The 15,069-nt window shown below is 61.5% G+C and carries 12 protein-coding genes and 2 tRNA genes; 10 read left to right on the top strand and 4 right to left on the bottom strand.

The window, feature by feature from the left end; genetic code table 11:
* Window positions 1–168: 168 nt before the first annotated feature.
* Together L6D75_RS10430 and L6D75_RS10425 are read left to right on the top strand one after the other, a co-directional pair.
* The gene (locus tag L6D75_RS10430; RefSeq protein ID WP_176516062.1) at window positions 169–657 is read left to right on the top strand and encodes an Hcp family type VI secretion system effector; all 489 of its coding nucleotides are present in this window, start codon (window positions 169–171) and stop codon (window positions 655–657) included.
* Window positions 658–666: 9 nt separating this feature from the next.
* Window positions 667–1,638, top strand: a complete 972-nt coding sequence (locus L6D75_RS10425) for a hypothetical protein (protein WP_176516060.1) — start codon at window positions 667–669, stop codon at window positions 1,636–1,638.
* 423 nt (window positions 1,639–2,061) lie between these two features.
* On the opposite strand, the gene L6D75_RS10420 is transcribed toward L6D75_RS10425, so the two are convergent.
* The 4 genes from L6D75_RS10420 to L6D75_RS10405 form a co-directional block, all read right to left on the bottom strand.
* Window positions 2,062–3,627 (bottom strand): ABC transporter permease, encoded by a 1,566-nt coding sequence (locus tag L6D75_RS10420; RefSeq protein WP_176516058.1) that lies wholly within the window; start codon window positions 3,625–3,627, stop codon window positions 2,062–2,064.
* Window positions 3,627–4,640, bottom strand: a complete 1,014-nt coding sequence (locus L6D75_RS10415) for an extracellular solute-binding protein (RefSeq protein ID WP_176516057.1) — start codon at window positions 4,638–4,640, stop codon at window positions 3,627–3,629. The genes L6D75_RS10420 and L6D75_RS10415 overlap by 1 nt, the downstream gene beginning before the upstream one ends.
* A 187-nt stretch (window positions 4,641–4,827) precedes the next feature.
* Window positions 4,828–4,914 (bottom strand) — tRNA-Leu (locus L6D75_RS10410).
* A gap of 87 nt (window positions 4,915–5,001) precedes the next feature.
* Window positions 5,002–5,088, bottom strand: a tRNA-Leu gene (locus L6D75_RS10405).
* A 271-nt stretch (window positions 5,089–5,359) separates the two neighbouring features.
* Here L6D75_RS10405 and rnr point away from each other — a divergent pair.
* The 8 genes from rnr to L6D75_RS10365 all read left to right on the top strand — a co-directional run bounded on the left by rnr (window position 5,360) and on the right by L6D75_RS10365 (window position 15,031).
* Window positions 5,360–7,939, top strand: a complete 2,580-nt coding sequence (gene rnr, locus L6D75_RS10400) for a ribonuclease R (protein ID WP_176516055.1) — start codon at window positions 5,360–5,362, stop codon at window positions 7,937–7,939.
* Complete coding sequence (rlmB, locus tag L6D75_RS10395) at window positions 7,936–8,682, top strand: 23S rRNA (guanosine(2251)-2'-O)-methyltransferase RlmB (protein ID WP_008089831.1); 747 nt, start codon at window positions 7,936–7,938, stop codon at window positions 8,680–8,682. The genes rnr and rlmB overlap by 4 nt, the downstream gene beginning before the upstream one ends.
* A gap of 285 nt (window positions 8,683–8,967) precedes the next feature.
* Window positions 8,968–9,393 carry a 30S ribosomal protein S6 gene (rpsF, locus tag L6D75_RS10390; protein ID WP_003249557.1) on the top strand — a complete coding sequence of 142 codons (426 nt, stop codon included), beginning with the start codon at window positions 8,968–8,970 and terminating at the stop codon, window positions 9,391–9,393.
* 28 nt (window positions 9,394–9,421) lie between these two features.
* Window positions 9,422–9,652 carry a 30S ribosomal protein S18 gene (rpsR, locus tag L6D75_RS10385; protein ID WP_003249563.1) on the top strand — a complete coding sequence of 77 codons (231 nt, stop codon included), beginning with the start codon at window positions 9,422–9,424 and terminating at the stop codon, window positions 9,650–9,652.
* 33 nt (window positions 9,653–9,685) lie between these two features.
* On the top strand, window positions 9,686–10,549 hold the full coding sequence (locus tag L6D75_RS10380) for a hypothetical protein (RefSeq protein WP_176516053.1): 864 nt from the start codon (window positions 9,686–9,688) through the stop codon (window positions 10,547–10,549).
* A gap of 20 nt (window positions 10,550–10,569) precedes the next feature.
* Window positions 10,570–11,016: a 50S ribosomal protein L9 gene (gene rplI, locus L6D75_RS10375; RefSeq protein ID WP_008101037.1), complete on the top strand. Its 447-nt coding sequence runs from the start codon at window positions 10,570–10,572 to the stop codon at window positions 11,014–11,016.
* A 113-nt stretch (window positions 11,017–11,129) separates the two neighbouring features.
* Window positions 11,130–12,527, top strand: a complete 1,398-nt coding sequence (dnaB, locus tag L6D75_RS10370; RefSeq protein ID WP_176516051.1) for a replicative DNA helicase — start codon at window positions 11,130–11,132, stop codon at window positions 12,525–12,527.
* 203 nt (window positions 12,528–12,730) lie between these two features.
* Window positions 12,731–15,031, top strand: coding sequence for a YgiQ family radical SAM protein (locus L6D75_RS10365; protein WP_176516049.1), 2,301 nt, complete (start codon window positions 12,731–12,733; stop codon window positions 15,029–15,031).
* The last annotated feature ends 38 nt before the right edge of the window (window positions 15,032–15,069 follow it).

Here is a 15,069-nt window from a genome sequence, read left to right as displayed (position 1 = left end):
TACCGGACCTTGTAGGCAATTTCCCAAAGTTTGCCTTGGTTGGTGCGTGCTATTGCGTGGCTTGGCACTCGGAATTAGTGTCAACCGGCCTCAATTCAGGCGCAACTGCAAAACGACAATGTCAGAGCATTGTCGTTATCAGCCCAACATTACCAAGGAGAGGTAAGCATGGCTTTCGATGCTTATATTCAAATCACAGAAATTGCTGGCGAAGCACTGGACGAGCAATACACCAACTGGATCGAGATTGCTGGCTACAAGTTCGGTGCCAACCAGAGCACTTCTGCCACCGCCAGTTCCGCCGGCGGCGCGTCATCAGGCCGCACCACCTTGACCCACTTCTCCTTCACCAAGCACTTGGACAGTGCCAGCTGCAAGCTGCTGGAAGCTAGCTGCGCCGGCCAGCACCTGAAGGAAGTGAAGTTGGTGCTGTGCCGTGCGGGCGGCGACAAGCTCAAGTACTACGAAGTCGTCCTCGAAGAAGTGATCATCGCCGACTACACTCAGAGCGCCAGCGCCGGGGTGCCGATGGAAGTGGTCCAGCTGAACTACGGGCGTATAAAGACCACCTACACGCGACAGAAGCGCCTCGATGGCAGCGCCGGCGGCAATGTGACCGGCGGCTGGGATCGCATCAGTAACAAGAAATATGCTTGAGGTGCAACCATGACTCAGGCACGTAGCTACATTAATCCGCAAGCGCAGTCCTATGGGTCGCTGAAGGCCGATACACCCATGAATGCGAATCAGCGGGCAAAGTTTGATGTGTTGAATGCGCATATCGCCAACACTGTTGTTTTCCCTGGCGAACTGATAATCGTGGGTGACCCAAGCACGCCATCCTGTACTGCTCATGAGGCATTTCTCATGGGTAAGGCGTTAGGTATACACCTTGACATCGAATTGAACGGCGGTGGGATTGACGGGTTCCTTCTGGAGAACTTTGAGCTACTTCAGAGCCTGCTGGCTCGTGTTTCCATCGGCGCTGGTACAGCTAGTGACGCCTGGAGCAAACATCTTGAAGCTATCAGGAAAACGTTAGGAGAGATAGAGCAGCTACACCGAGATTATTTGCATCAAGGCACGTTGAAAGCGCGTGATGAATTTTACGTAAAACGTACAACGTTGTTTTTGAAGTTGGAGGCGCAGCTAGATAGTATGGCTGCGTATGGGGCAGGGTTGCGCAATCGGGGTAAAATAAAGCATGCGTTGAATATATCTACCAAAAGATTTGTCCGCAGCGCTGAAATTAAAGGTTATGCAGAAAAGATATCCGGTGTGGCGAAGGCGGCTAGTTGGGTAAAGAAAGGGACGTATTTAGGGATGGCGCTTGATGTGGCGTCAACCGAACTGTCCATTCGTAACGCTTGCGTACTTGGGCGGGAAGAGGATTGTAGAAAGGCTAAATATGTAGATAGGAGTTCGCTAGTTGCGGGCTTGGGGCTAGGAGGAATCGGTGGACATGTCGGGGGCGTATTGGGGCCAATTGCATGTGTTGCTTTAGGTATTCCCACCGGTGGAGCGGCAACCCTCACATGCGTGGTGTTGGGTGGTGCGGCTGGAGGTATTGTGGGTGGTGAGTTTGGCGACATGTTGGGGGAAAGGGTGGGGGAGATTTTGTATGAGGCTGTGCGATGAGCAACTTGCATTTAGCCGTGCTTGGTGTGTTTGTAATTATTTCGCCGTTCTTTATGTTTGGTGTGTGGATATTTGTTGCGTATCGATATCTGGAGCGTATCGAATCAAGCTTGTCAAATAGCCGAATGGTGGTTGTGAATAGAGAAATATATTCTCATGCTGGGTTGCTCGGGAAAGTCATGCGGCTAGGGTCGATTTCTGCAATGCTATCTATGAAATATTTTAGCCTTCGAAAGGGTCTATTGGATAGTGAGGACGTTAGCAAGGCTCCCGACGACCTGCAGAGGCTGTTAGTGCGTTTGTGGACTGTACAAATTTTGCTGATTGCACTGATTGTGCTTTTTTTTGTTTGGATAGAGTACTGGAGGTAAGCTCGTGTGTGTCGTTCAATAATCCAGGCTGCTCGCCAGCCTGGATTCACTCTCACGCCTTGTTCAAATACATCCGCGTAGTCAGCAGATAAACCGGCAACCCCGACACCACAATCAACAACGCCGCATAAGGCGCCGCCGCCGCAAACTCAACGTTGGCGGTATGCGCCCAGACCTCTGTGGCCAGGGTGGTCATGCCCGTCGGGCTGAGCAGCAGGGTGGCAGTCAGCTCCTTCATGGCATCGAGGAACACCAGGGCGAAGGCGGCTGCCAGGGCAGGGAAGATGATCGGCAGGGTCACCCGGCAGAACGCCGCAAAGCTGCTGGCACCCAGGGTGCGGGCCGCTTCTTCCAGCGTCGGCGAGGCCTTGTTCAGGGCAGTGCGCACCGGGGCCTGCGCCAGAGGCAGGAACAGCAGCGCATAGGCCAGCAGCAACAGTGCAGTGGTCTGGTACAGCGCCGGCACATAGTGCAATGCGAACACCACCAGGGTCAGCGCGATCACCAGGCCGGGCAGGGCGTGCAGCAGGTACGGCAGGCGCTCGGCCCAGAGCGCCAGGCGGCCCTTGTAGCGCACCACCAGGAAGCTTACCGGCAACGCCAGCAGTACGCAGAACCCTGCGCCGCCCAGCGACACCGACAGCGAGGTAAGCAGCGCCTTGCTGATCGCCGCCACCGGGAAGGCTGCAGAAGAACCCACGCTCAGCCAATAGCCGAGCATGGCCAGTGGAATGCCGCTGCCCAGTATTGCGAGCCCCAGGCAGAACAGCTGCGCCAGCGGCGTCCAGCCACGCAGGCGTACCGGTTGCGCCCGGCGCGCCACGCCCTGGCCGATGCGCACGTGGCGGGCCTTGCCGCGTACCTTCAGTTCCAGCCACAGCATCACCAGGCACAGCGCCAGCAACACCGCCGACAGCATGGCCGCGTTGGCGTTGCTGAACTCCAGCTCGAACTGCTGGTAGATCGCCGTGGTGAAGGTCTGCAGGCCGAGAATCGACAGGGCGCCGAACTCCACCAGCATGTGCAGGGCAATCAACAGCGCACCGCCAAGCATCGACGGCCACAGCAGCGGCAGGGTGACCTTGGTGAACACGCCCCAGCGGCTGCAGCCCAGGGTGCGCGCCGACTCCTCCAGCGAGGTGTCGAGGTTGCGCAGGGTCGCGGCCACCGGCAGGAACACCAGTGGGTACTTGGACAGCGCCATGACCATGATTGCCCCGCCCAGGCCTTCGAAGTCCGAGCTCAGCGATACCCAGGTAAAGCTGCTGACGAACGACGGCACGGCGAACGGCAGGCACAGCACCACGCCCCACAGCCGGCGGCCTGGCAGGTTGCTGCGTTCGAGCAACCAGGCCAGCGCCATGCCGACCACCATGCAGGCCAGCGTCACCCCGACCATCAGCATCAGGGTGTTGCGCATCAGGCCCCAGACGAATGGCCGCCAGAGCAGGTGCAGCGCTTCGCGCCAGCCGGCTTCCCAGGCTTTCATGGCGACGTACAGCAATGGCAGCAAGCTCATCGCCACCAGGAACAGCACGGGCAGCACCACCCAGATGGAGGGGCGCTTGCGGCGCGGCACGAAACGTACCGGCGCCGGCTGGGACAGGGCGGCAGTCATCAGAGCAGGCCGACCTCGCGTTCAAGCTCGATCGCTTCCTCGGCATTGCCAAGGTCCGCTGGCGAGATCTTTGGCGGGCGCAGGTCTTCGAACGGCTTCAGGCCGCGGTCGGAAACCATGCCCTTGTGCAGTGGGTATTCGGCGGTGGTCTGGGTGATCACGCGCTGGCCTTCTTCGCTGGCCATCCAGTTGAGCAGGGCCTGGGCTTCCTTCGGATGCTTGCTGGCCTTGACCGCGCCTGCGCCCGAGATGGTCACCAGGTTGCCGGCGTCGCCGTCGGCCAGGTAGTACAGCTTGGAATCGAGCTTGCCGCGCTCGCGCTCCAGGGCGTACCAGTAGTAGTTGTTCACCAGCACGGCGGCGACTTCGCCTTTTTCCACGGCCTTCAAGGCCACCATGTTGTTGGTGTAGGTCTTGCCGAAGGCTTTCAGGCCGGTCAGCCATTCTTCGGTGGCTTCACGCCCGTGCATCTTGAGGATGGCCACGGCCTGTTCCTGGAAGGCACCGCTGGTCGGCACGTAGCCGACGCGGCCTTCCCATTCGGGGCCGGCGAAATCCATCACGGTGGTCGGCAGGTCTTTCTCGTCGACCTTCTTGGGGTTGAACACCACCACCCGGGTGCGTGCGGTCACGCCCATCCAGGTGCCGTTGGCGCCCACGTACTCCTTGGGCAGCATGTTCAGCGTGGCGTCGTCGATCTTCGCCAGCAGGCCCAGCTCGCCCAGGTTGTTCAGGGGTGGGGATTCTTCGGTATAGATGATGTCGGCCGGCGAGCGGTCGCCTTCCTCGATGATCTGGCTGGCCAGCTGGTTGCTGCTGCCCTTGCGGATATTGATGTGGATGCCGGTCTTGGCCTCGTAGGCCTTGGCGATGGCTTCGCCGATTTCCTTGTGCTGACCGTTGTACATGGTCAGGGTGACCGGGTCGTCTGCCATGGCGGCCGGAGCGCCGATCACCAGGCTCAGAACTGCGGCGGCCAGGGTGCGCATCAGCGGTTGCGGACGGATCGTCATGCGGGTACTTCCTCGCTTACGGCTACATATTCAGAAACAATGGTAAACGAAATCGTTTCTCAAGTGGCCGGGTGACGAGAAATTCATGGGCAGACCATGGTGCAAGGGCTGCACAGGCGCTGCGAGTGGGGGAGGGGTTAAATCGCAGGCAAGAAAAAACCCACTAGCAAGCTAGTGGGTTTTTGTATGGTGCCCAGGAGAAGACTCGAACTTCCACGACCTTGCGGTCACTGATACCTGAAACCAGCGCGTCTACCAATTCCGCCACCTGGGCAAAGCTTTACATCAGCTGATGAAGGCGACTATCGATCGCTTTCACACAGTAGTAACAGATCCTTGGTCATCTGTTACTTGAAATACTTGGTGCCCAGGAGAAGACTCGAACTTCCACGACCTTGCGGTCACTGATACCTGAAACCAGCGCGTCTACCAATTCCGCCACCTGGGCACACATTCGAGACTACAAGATGCTTTACAGCGTCGTTCATCTCTACTACAACTTCGGGGTTGTCCGTCGTTGTGGTGCGCACTATACGGACGCTCCCGAGGGCTGTAAAGCCCCCAATCGAAAAAAATTTCAAAAAATTCAACTTGTTGATTCCACAGCCCTATTGCTGCTCGCAGGACATGCCGTTGGGGCTGTCCAAGGCTGACATTTCCGGTTTCAATACGCCTATGCCAGAATTCCTATCTATATACCCCAAGGTGAACCCCTTCTGATGGCCGATTGGCAATCCCTCGATCCCGAGGCCGCTCGCGAAGCGGAAAAATACGACAACCCCATTCCCAGCCGTGAGCTGATCCTGCAGCGCCTTGCCGACCGTGGTGAGCCAGCGGCGCGCGAGGAGCTGGCGGCAGAGTTCGGTCTTCACGAAGAAGACCAGATCGAAGCCCTGCGCCGCCGCCTGCGTGCCATGGAGCGTGACGGCCAGCTTATCTATACCCGGCGCGGCACTTATGCCCCGGTAGACAAGCTGGACCTGATCTGCGGCCGTGTCTCGGGCCACCGCGATGGCTTCGGCTTCCTTATTCCTGACGATGGCAGCGACGACCTGTTCCTCAGCCCGTCGCAGATGCGCCTGGTGTTCGATGGCGACCGCGCCCTGGCGCGGGTCTCCGGCGTGGACCGCCGTGGCCGGCGCGAAGGCGTGCTGGTCGAGGTCATCTCCCGCGCCCATGAAAGCGTGGTGGGCCGCTACTTCGAAGAAGGCGGCATCGGCTACGTGACCCCGGACAACCCGAAGATCCAGCAGGAAGTGCTGGTGACCGCCGGGCGTAACGGCGGCGCCAAGATCGGCCAGTTCGTCGAGATCAAGATCACCCACTGGCCGACCCCACGCTTCCAGCCGCAAGGCGACGTGGTCGAGGTCATCGGCAACTACATGGCGCCGGGCATGGAAATCGACGTTGCCCTGCGCAGCTACGATATCCCGCACGTCTGGCCGCAGGACGTGATCAAGGAAGCGCGCAAGTTCCGCTCCGAAGTCGAAGAGAAGGACAAGGAAAAGCGCATCGACCTGCGCCACCTGCCGTTCGTCACCATCGACGGCGAGGACGCCCGCGACTTCGACGATGCCGTCTATTGCGAACCGCTGGGCAAGCTGCGCCTGTTCTCCGGTGGCTGGCGCCTGTACGTGGCCATCGCCGACGTGTCGAGCTACGTGCGCCTGGGTTCGGCCCTGGACGTCGAGGCCCAGCAGCGCGGCAACTCGGTGTACTTCCCCGAGCGCGTGGTGCCGATGCTCCCCGAAGAGCTGTCCAACGGGCTGTGCTCGCTGAACCCGCACGTCGATCGCCTGGCCATGGTCTGCGAAATGACCATCAACAAAGCCGGGCAGATGGTCGACTACCAGTTCTACGAAGGGGTGATCCACTCCCATGCGCGCCTGACCTACAACAAGGTCAGCAGCATGCTCGAGCATGCCCGTACCCGTGAGGGCAAGGCCCTGCGCGAGGAATACAAGGCGGTCGTGCCGGACCTGAAGAACCTGTACAACCTGTACAAGGTGCTGGTGGATGCGCGCCATGTGCGTGGCGCCATCGACTTCGAGACCCAGGAAACCCGCATCATCTTCGGTGCCGAGCGCAAGATCGCGGAAATCCGCCCGACCGTGCGCAACGATGCCCACAAGCTGATCGAGGAATGCATGCTGGCGGCCAACGTCGCCACCGCCGAATTCCTCCACAAGCATGGTGTGCCGGCGCTGTACCGCGTGCACGACGGCCCGCCGCCGGAGCGCCTGGAAAAGCTGCGCGCCTTCCTCGGCGAGCTGGGCCTGAGCCTGCACAAGGGCAAGGACCCATCGCCCAAGGACTACCAGGCCCTGCTGGCGAGCATCGCCGAGCGCCCGGACTTCCACCTGATCCAGACCGTGATGCTGCGCTCGTTGAGCCAGGCGGTGTACAGCACCGACAACAACGGTCACTTCGGTTTGAACTACGAGGCGTACACCCACTTCACCTCGCCGATCCGCCGTTACCCGGACTTGCTGGTGCACCGCGCCATCCGCAGCATCATCCGCTCCAAGGTCGATACCCCGCACGTCAAGCGTGCCGGCGCCATGAGCATTCCCAAGGCGCGTATCTACCCCTACGACGTGAATACCCTTGACCAGCTTGGCGAGCAATGCTCGATGACCGAGCGCCGCGCCGACGAAGCCACTCGCGACGTGGTCAACTGGCTCAAGTGCGAGTTCATGAAAGACCGCGTGGGCGAGACCTTCCCGGGCGTGATCACCGCCGTCACCGGTTTCGGCCTGTTCGTCGAGCTGACCGATATCTACGTGGAAGGCCTGGTGCACGTCAGTGCGCTGCCGGGCGACTACTACCACTTCGACCCTGTGCACCACCGCCTGTCGGGTGAGCGTACCGGGCGCAGCTTCCGCCTGGGCGACACCATCGAGGTGAAGGTCATGCGCGTCGACCTCGACGAGCGCAAGATCGACTTCGAAGTGTCCGAGCAGCAGCTCGCCGCACCGATCGGCCGCAAGGGCCGTGGCGCCGCACCTGCCGCCGACAAGCCCGAGCAGCCGCCGGTGGTGGAGGCCAAGGCTACGCCCAAGCCGCGCAGCCGCAAGAGCGAAGCCGCTGAAGCGTACTTCCCCAAGGACGCTGTGCAGCGCAACGCCGAAGTGCGCAAGAGCCGCGAGATGAAGAAGGCGCTGATGAGCGAGGCGCGCACCGGCGGCCACGCCAGCAGCAAGTCGGAGAAGGGCGCCAAGCCGTCCGGCAAGCCGACCAAGCACCGTAAAGGCCCGCCGAAGTCCGGCGCGCCACGCAAGAGCAAGAACAAGTCATGAGTCAGCTGGAAAAGATCTACGGCGTGCACGCCGTGCAGGCGCTGCTGCAGCACCATCCGAAGCGGGTCAAGCAGATCTGGCTGTCGGAAGGGCGCAGCGAGCCGCGCATCCAGGCGTTGCTGGCGCTGGCCGCCGAAAACCGCGTTGCGGTCGGCCAGGCCGAGCGCCGTGAGCTGGATGCCTGGGTCGAGGGCGTGCACCAGGGCGTGGTGGCCGAGGTCAGCCCGAGCCAGGTATGGGGCGAGCTGATGCTCGAGGAATTGCTCGAGCGCACCGAAACCCCGCCGCTGATCCTGGTGCTGGACGGTGTCACCGACCCGCACAACCTCGGCGCCTGCCTGCGCACGGCCGATGCGGCCGGTGCCACGGCGGTGGTGGTGCCCAAGGACAAGTCGGCGACCCTGACGCCGGTGGTGCGTAAGGTTGCCTGCGGCGCTGCGGAGGTGATTCCGCTGGTGGCCGTGACCAACCTCGCGCGTACCCTGGAAAAGCTCCAGCAGCGCGGCCTGTGGGTGGTCGGCACCGCGGGCGAGGCGGAACAGGAGATCTATCAGCAGGACCTGACCGGGCCTCTGGTGATGATCATGGGCGCCGAAGGCAAGGGCATGCGCCGCCTGACCCGCGAGCACTGCGATTTCCTGGTGAAGTTGCCGATGGGCGGTAGCGTCAGCAGCCTGAACGTTTCGGTGGCCACCGGGGTGTGCCTGTTCGAGGCCGTGCGTCAGCGCCAGGCCAAGCGCTGACCCCATGGCTCTATCGCCGGCAAGCCGGCTCCCACAGTGAATGGTTTGGCTGATCCTGTGGGAGCCGGCTTGCCGGCGATAGGGCCCTTTAAGCTGAGAAAGTGTTTCCGGCTGTTCAAATAATCGCCAATCACCTTGCTTGTGTGCCCCGCCTTCTCTACAATTGCGCCCCTTGCCGAGCTGGCAGGCGCGCATGTGCCTCCCCTCCATGGCAAGACACACAGTGTCATTCACTCCTTGTCTGACTAGATATCCTGGCAGACTACTAACCCGTAAGGAGCATTCATGCGTCATTACGAAATCATCTTCCTGGTTCACCCGGACCAGAGCGAGCAAGTCGGCGGCATGGTTGAGCGTTACACCAAGCTGATCGAAGAAGACGGCGGCAAAATCCACCGCCTGGAAGACTGGGGCCGTCGTCAACTGGCCTACGCAATCAACAATGTTCACAAGGCTCACTACGTGATGCTGAACGTTGAGTGCACCGGCAAGGCCCTGGCCGAGCTGGAAGACAACTTCCGCTACAACGATGCCGTTATCCGTAACCTGGTCATCCGTCGCGACGAAGCCGTTACCGGCCAGTCCGAGATGCTGAAGGCTGAAGAGAACCGCAGCGAGCGCCGTGAGCGTCGCGAGCGTCCTGAGCATGCTGACTCCGCCGAAGGCGACGACAGCAATGACAGCGACTCCAGCGATAACGCTGACGAGTAATCCACGGACCTTTAGAGGAGCCTATTAAATGGCACGTTTCTTCCGTCGTCGTAAATTCTGCCGCTTCACTGCTGAAGACGTGAAAGAGATCGACTTCAAAGATCTCAACACCCTGAAAGCTTACGTATCCGAAACCGGCAAGATCGTTCCAAGCCGTATCACCGGTACCAAAGCTCGTTATCAGCGTCAGCTGGCTACCGCTATCAAGCGCGCCCGCTTCCTGGCCCTGCTGCCCTACACCGACAGCCACGGCCGCTGAGACCGGGTCGTCGACAAGTAGTAAGGGATTAGCATGCGAGCGTTAGCAAGTTTCATCATGCGCGGTCGTGTGCAGGCCACCCTGGTGGTGGTCATCAGCGCGGTACTGCCGCTGCTGTTCTGGTTGAGTGCCGCTGCCGGCAGCCTTGTGCTGCTGCGGCGCGGGTTCAAGGATGCTTCAACGGTCATCGCCGGCGGCCTGCTGGCCGGGCTGGCCGTGTGGTACATGGGCGACCCCATCACCTTCATGGTGATCGCAGGTGCCCTGAGCCTGGCCGCCATGTTGCGTGCCGAGCATCCCTGGAGCCGAGTGTTGGTGGTCAGTGCCGTGTTCGCCGTGGTTTTCAGCCACGTGCTCGACCTGGCGCTGGCCCAGACCTTCGATGTGCTGGCCAAGGCGTTTGCCGAAGCCATGCCGAAGATCGAAGGGCAACCGGTACTCTCCGGAGAGCTGATCCGCCCTGTGCTGGTCGCCTCCACAGCAGTGACGGTGCAATTGTTCAGTGTGCTGGCCCTGGTGCTGGCGCGCTATTGGCAGGCAGCGTTGTACAACCCTGGAGGCTTCGGCCGCGAATTTCGCGCGCTGAGGCTGCCGAAACAGACCATGGCGGTCTTGGTGGCAGTGATGGTGGTGGCTCCGTTCATCGGGCCGCAGTTCATCATCCTGGCATCGGCATCGAGCCTGGTACTGGTCCTGGCCGGCATCGCCTTGATGCACGGGCTGGTGGCACAGGGGCGACTGGCCGGGTTCTGGCTGGTGGGCATGTACGTGACGTTGCCGCTGATCATGCAGCTGATTTATCCGTTACTGATGGTTCTGGCCATTGTCGACAGCCTGATTGATTTTCGCGGTCGCAAGTCCCCCCCGGGGAAAGACTCCGCGAACGGTGAAGGTTAAAAGTTAAGAGGTTTTACCAAATGGAACTGATCCTGCTGGAAAAAGTCGCTAACCTGGGCAACCTGGGCGACAAAGTTAAGGTTAAGGCTGGTTACGGCCGTAACTTCCTGCTGCCATTCGGCAAGGCCACCGTTGCCAACGCCGCCAACCTGGCTGCGTTCGAAGAGCGTCGCGCCGAGCTGGAAAAAGCAGCTGCTGACCGTAAAGCTTCGGCTGAAAGCCGCGCTGCCCAACTGGCCGAGCTGGAAGTGACCATCACTGCCACCGCTGGCGACGAAGGCAAGCTGTTCGGTTCGATCGGCACCCACGACATCGCTGACGCCCTGACCGCCTCCGGCGTTGAAGTGGCCAAAGCTGAAGTGCGTCTGCCGAACGGCACCATCCGTCAAGTTGGCGAATACGACGTAGCCGTGCACCTGCACAGCGACGTTGAAGCCACTGTACGTGTGGTCGTCGTAGCTGCCTAAGCTGCGCTGACTGGCTAGCCCCTCGCGGGTTAGCCGGTTAACATCGGGCACGGTCCTGTTTTCGACAGGCCGTGCCCTTTGTCTTTTTCATCCTCCAGAATTCTTTCGTGGCCATGAACGAGATTACCAACCCCGAACAACTCGACCTGCAAACCGCTGCCCTGAAGGTGCCGCCGCATTCCATCGAGGCCGAACAGGCCGTGCTCGGTGGCCTGATGCTGGACAACAACGCCTGGGAGCGGGTGCTGGATCAGGTCTCGGATGGTGACTTCTACCGGCATGACCACCGCCTGATCTTCCGCGCCGTGCACAAGCTCGCGGACGCCAACCAGCCGTTCGACGTGGTCACCCTGCACGAGCAGCTGGACAAGGAAGGCCTGTCGACCCAGGTCGGCGGCCTGGCCTACCTGGCAGAGCTGGCCAAGAACACGCCGTCGGTGGCCAACATCAAGGCCTACGCCGCGATCATTCGCGAGCGGGCCACGTTGCGCCAGCTGATCAGCATCAGTACCGACATCGCCGACAACGCCTTCAACCCGCAAGGGCGCAACGCCGAAGAGATCCTCGACGACGCCGAGCGGCAGATCTTCCAGATCGCCGAGGCGCGGCCGAAGACCGGCGGCCCGGTGGGCGTCAACGAGCTGTTGACCAAGGCCATCGATCGCATCGACACGCTGTTCAACTCCGACAGCGACATCACCGGCGTGTCCACCGGCTACACCGACCTGGACGAGAAGACCAGCGGCCTGCAGGCCGCCGATCTGATCATCGTTGCGGGCCGTCCGTCGATGGGCAAGACCACCTTCGCCATGAACCTGGTGGAGAACGCCGTACTGCGCACCGACAAGGCCGTGCTGGTGTTCTCCCTGGAGATGCCAGGTGAATCGCTGATCATGCGTATGCTCTCTTCGCTGGGCCGCATCGACCAGACCAAGGTACGTTCCGGCCAGTTGGACGACGATGACTGGCCGCGCCTGACCTCGGCGGTCAACCTGCTCAACGACCGCAAGCTGTTCATCGACGACACCGCCGGCATCAGCCCCTCGGAGATGCGTGCGCGCACCCGCCGCCTGGCGCGTGAACACGGCGAAATCGCCATGATCATGGTCGACTACCTGCAGCTCATGCAGATTCCGGGCTCTGCCGGTGACAACCGCACCAACGAAATTTCCGAGATCTCCCGCTCGCTCAAGGCCCTGGCCAAGGAATTCAACTGCCCGGTCATCGCCCTGTCGCAGCTCAACCGTTCCCTGGAACAGCGCCCGAACAAGCGCCCGGTGAACTCCGACTTGCGTGAATCGGGTGCAATCGAGCAGGACGCCGACGTGATCATGTTCGTGTACCGCGACGAGGTGTACCACCCGGAGACCGAGCACAAGGGCGTTGCCGAAATCATCATCGGCAAGCAGCGTAACGGCCCCATCGGCTTCGTGCGCCTGGCGTTCATCGGCAAGTACACCCGCTTCGAGAACCTCGCGCCGGGCATGTACAACTTCGACGACGACGAGTAAGTCGCCGCCCCATCGCCGGCAAGCCGGCTCCCACAGGTACCCCACCCTCCTCAAGAGCGGTGCTGATCCTGTGGGAGCCGGCTTGCCGGCGATGAGGCCCAATCAGGCACACAATGAATCCGACAACCACCGTCGGATTTGGTCAAATTTTGTGCTATATTCCGCGCCCGCGATTTCCCTGCACACCAGAACCGGTCACTGACATGCAAGCAGCCAAACCTCTCTACGACTATCCCAAGTACTGGGCCGAATGCTTCGGGCCAGCACCTTTCCTGCCGATGAGCAGGCAGGAGATGGATCTGCTCGGCTGGGATTCCTGCGACATCATCATCGTGACCGGTGATGCCTACGTCGACCATCCGTCGTTCGGCATGGCCATCATCGGCCGCCTGCTGGAAGCCCAGGGCTTTCGCGTGGGCATCATCGCCCAGCCGAACTGGCAGTCCAAAGACGACTTCATGAAGCTCGGCGAGCCGAACCTGTTCTTCGGTGTCGCGGCCGGCAACATGGACTCGATGATCAACCGCTACACCGCCGACAAGAAGATGCGCTCCGACGACGCCTACACCCCAGGCGGGTTGGCCGGCAGCCGTCCGGACCGCGCCAGCCTGGTGTACAGCCAGCGCTGCAAGGAAGCCTACAAGCACGTGCCGATCGTGCTGGGCGGCATCGAGGCCTCGCTGCGCCGCATCGCCCACTACGACTACTGGCAGGACAAGGTTCGCCACTCGATCCTGATCGACGCCAGCGCCGACATCCTGCTGTTCGGCAACGCCGAGCGTGCAGTGGTGGAAGTGGCCCAGCGCCTGTCCAACGGCGAGAACATCGAAACCATCACCGACGTGCGCGGCACCGCCTTCGTGCGCCGCGATACGCCGCAGGGCTGGTTCGAGATCGACTCCACCCGCATCGACCGCCCAGGCCGTGTCGACAAGATCATCAACCCGTACGTGAATACCCAGGACACCCAGGCCTGCGCCATCGAGCAGGCCAAGGGCGACCAGGAGGATCCGAACGAGGCCAAGGTGGTGCAGATCCTCGATAGCCCGAGCGTCACCCGCGAGAAGTCGGTGATCCGCCTGCCGTCGTTCGAGAAAGTGCGCAACGACCCAGTGCTGTACGCCCACGCCAACCGCGTGCTGCACCTGGAAACCAACCCGGGCAACGCCCGCGCCCTGGTGCAGAAGCATGGTGAAGTGGATGTGTGGTTCAACCCGCCACCCATTCCCATGAGCACCGAGGAAATGGACTACGTGTTCGGCATGCCCTACGCCCGTGTGCCACACCCGGCCTACGGCAAGGAGCGCATCCCGGCCTACGAGATGATCCGCTTCTCGGTCAACATCATGCGTGGCTGCTTCGGTGGCTGCACCTTCTGCTCGATCACCGAGCACGAAGGCCGCATCATCCAGAACCGTTCGCACGAGTCGATCCTCAACGAAATCGAAGAGATGCGCGACAAGGTGCCGGGCTTCACCGGCGTGGTCTCCGACCTTGGCGGCCCGACCGCCAACATGTACCGCATCGCCTGCAAGAGCCCGGAGATCGAGAAGCACTGCCGCAAGCCGTCGTGCGTGTTCCCGGGCATCTGCGAGAACCTCAACACCGACCACAGCTCGCTGATCGAACTGTACCGCAAGGCCCGTGCCTTGCCGGGTGTGAAGAAGATCCTGATCGCCTCCGGCCTGCGCTACGACCTGGCGGTGGAATCGCCGGAGTACGTCAAGGAGCTGGTCACCCACCACGTGGGCGGCTACCTGAAGATTGCCCCGGAGCACACCGAGCGTGGCCCGCTGGACAAGATGATGAAGCCGGGCATCGGTACCTACGACCGCTTCAAGCGCATGTTCGAGAAGTTCTCGAAAGAGGCGGGCAAGGAGCAGTACCTGATCCCGTACTTCATCGCCGCCCACCCCGGCACCACCGATGAAGACATGATGAACCTGGCCCTGTGGCTCAAGGGCAACGGCTTCCGCGCCGACCAGGTGCAGGCGTTCTACCCATCGCCCATGGCCTCGGCCACGGCCATGTACCACTCGGGCAAGAACCCGCTGCGCAAGGTCACCTACAAGAGCGAGGGCGTGGAAATCGTCAAGAGCGACGAGCAGCGCCGCTTGCACAAGGCGTTCCTGCGCTACCACGACCCGAAGGGCTGGCCGATGCTGCGCGAAGCACTGCAGCGCATGGGCCGCGCTGACCTGATCGGCCCGGGCAAGCACCAGCTGATCCCGCTGCACCAGCCGCAGACCGACACCTACCAGAGCGCGCGTCGCAAGAACTCGACGCCAGCGGGCAGCCACAAGGTGGGCAAGGAGCAGAAGATCCTCACCCAGCACACCGGCCTGCCACCGCGTGGCAGCGATGGCAGCAAGCCGTGGGACAAGCGCGAGAAGGCCAAGGCCGAGGCGTTCGCCCGCAACCAGCAGGCGGCCAAGGAACGCAAGGAAGCGGCCAAGGGTGGCGGCAAGGGCAAGAAACCGCGCCAGCCTGTCATTCCGCGCTGATTGCAGGGGCTGCTTTGCAGCCCAATCGCTGGCAAGCC

The sequence above is a fragment of the Pseudomonas faucium genome (assembly GCF_021602585.1).
GTDB classification, from domain to species: Bacteria; Pseudomonadota; Gammaproteobacteria; order Pseudomonadales; family Pseudomonadaceae; genus Aquipseudomonas; species Aquipseudomonas faucium.
The sequence above is the reverse complement of the archived record's forward strand: the minus strand, read 5'-3'. Positions and strand labels throughout refer to the sequence as shown.

Coding starts and splice junctions, on each gene's coding strand:
- L6D75_RS10430 (WP_176516062.1), top strand. CDS start 169: ATGGCTTTCGATGCTTATATTCAAATCACAGAAATTGCTGGCGAAGCA.
- L6D75_RS10425 (WP_176516060.1), top strand. CDS start 667: ATGACTCAGGCACGTAGCTACATTAATCCGCAAGCGCAGTCCTATGGG.
- L6D75_RS10420 (WP_176516058.1), bottom strand. CDS start 3,627: ATGACTGCCGCCCTGTCCCAGCCGGCGCCGGTACGTTTCGTGCCGCGC.
- L6D75_RS10415 (WP_176516057.1), bottom strand. CDS start 4,640: ATGACGATCCGTCCGCAACCGCTGATGCGCACCCTGGCCGCCGCAGTT.
- rnr (WP_176516055.1), top strand. CDS start 5,360: ATGGCCGATTGGCAATCCCTCGATCCCGAGGCCGCTCGCGAAGCGGAA.
- rlmB (WP_008089831.1), top strand. CDS start 7,936: ATGAGTCAGCTGGAAAAGATCTACGGCGTGCACGCCGTGCAGGCGCTG.
- rpsF (WP_003249557.1), top strand. CDS start 8,968: ATGCGTCATTACGAAATCATCTTCCTGGTTCACCCGGACCAGAGCGAG.
- rpsR (WP_003249563.1), top strand. CDS start 9,422: ATGGCACGTTTCTTCCGTCGTCGTAAATTCTGCCGCTTCACTGCTGAA.
- L6D75_RS10380 (WP_176516053.1), top strand. CDS start 9,686: ATGCGAGCGTTAGCAAGTTTCATCATGCGCGGTCGTGTGCAGGCCACC.
- rplI (WP_008101037.1), top strand. CDS start 10,570: ATGGAACTGATCCTGCTGGAAAAAGTCGCTAACCTGGGCAACCTGGGC.
- dnaB (WP_176516051.1), top strand. CDS start 11,130: ATGAACGAGATTACCAACCCCGAACAACTCGACCTGCAAACCGCTGCC.
- L6D75_RS10365 (WP_176516049.1), top strand. CDS start 12,731: ATGCAAGCAGCCAAACCTCTCTACGACTATCCCAAGTACTGGGCCGAA.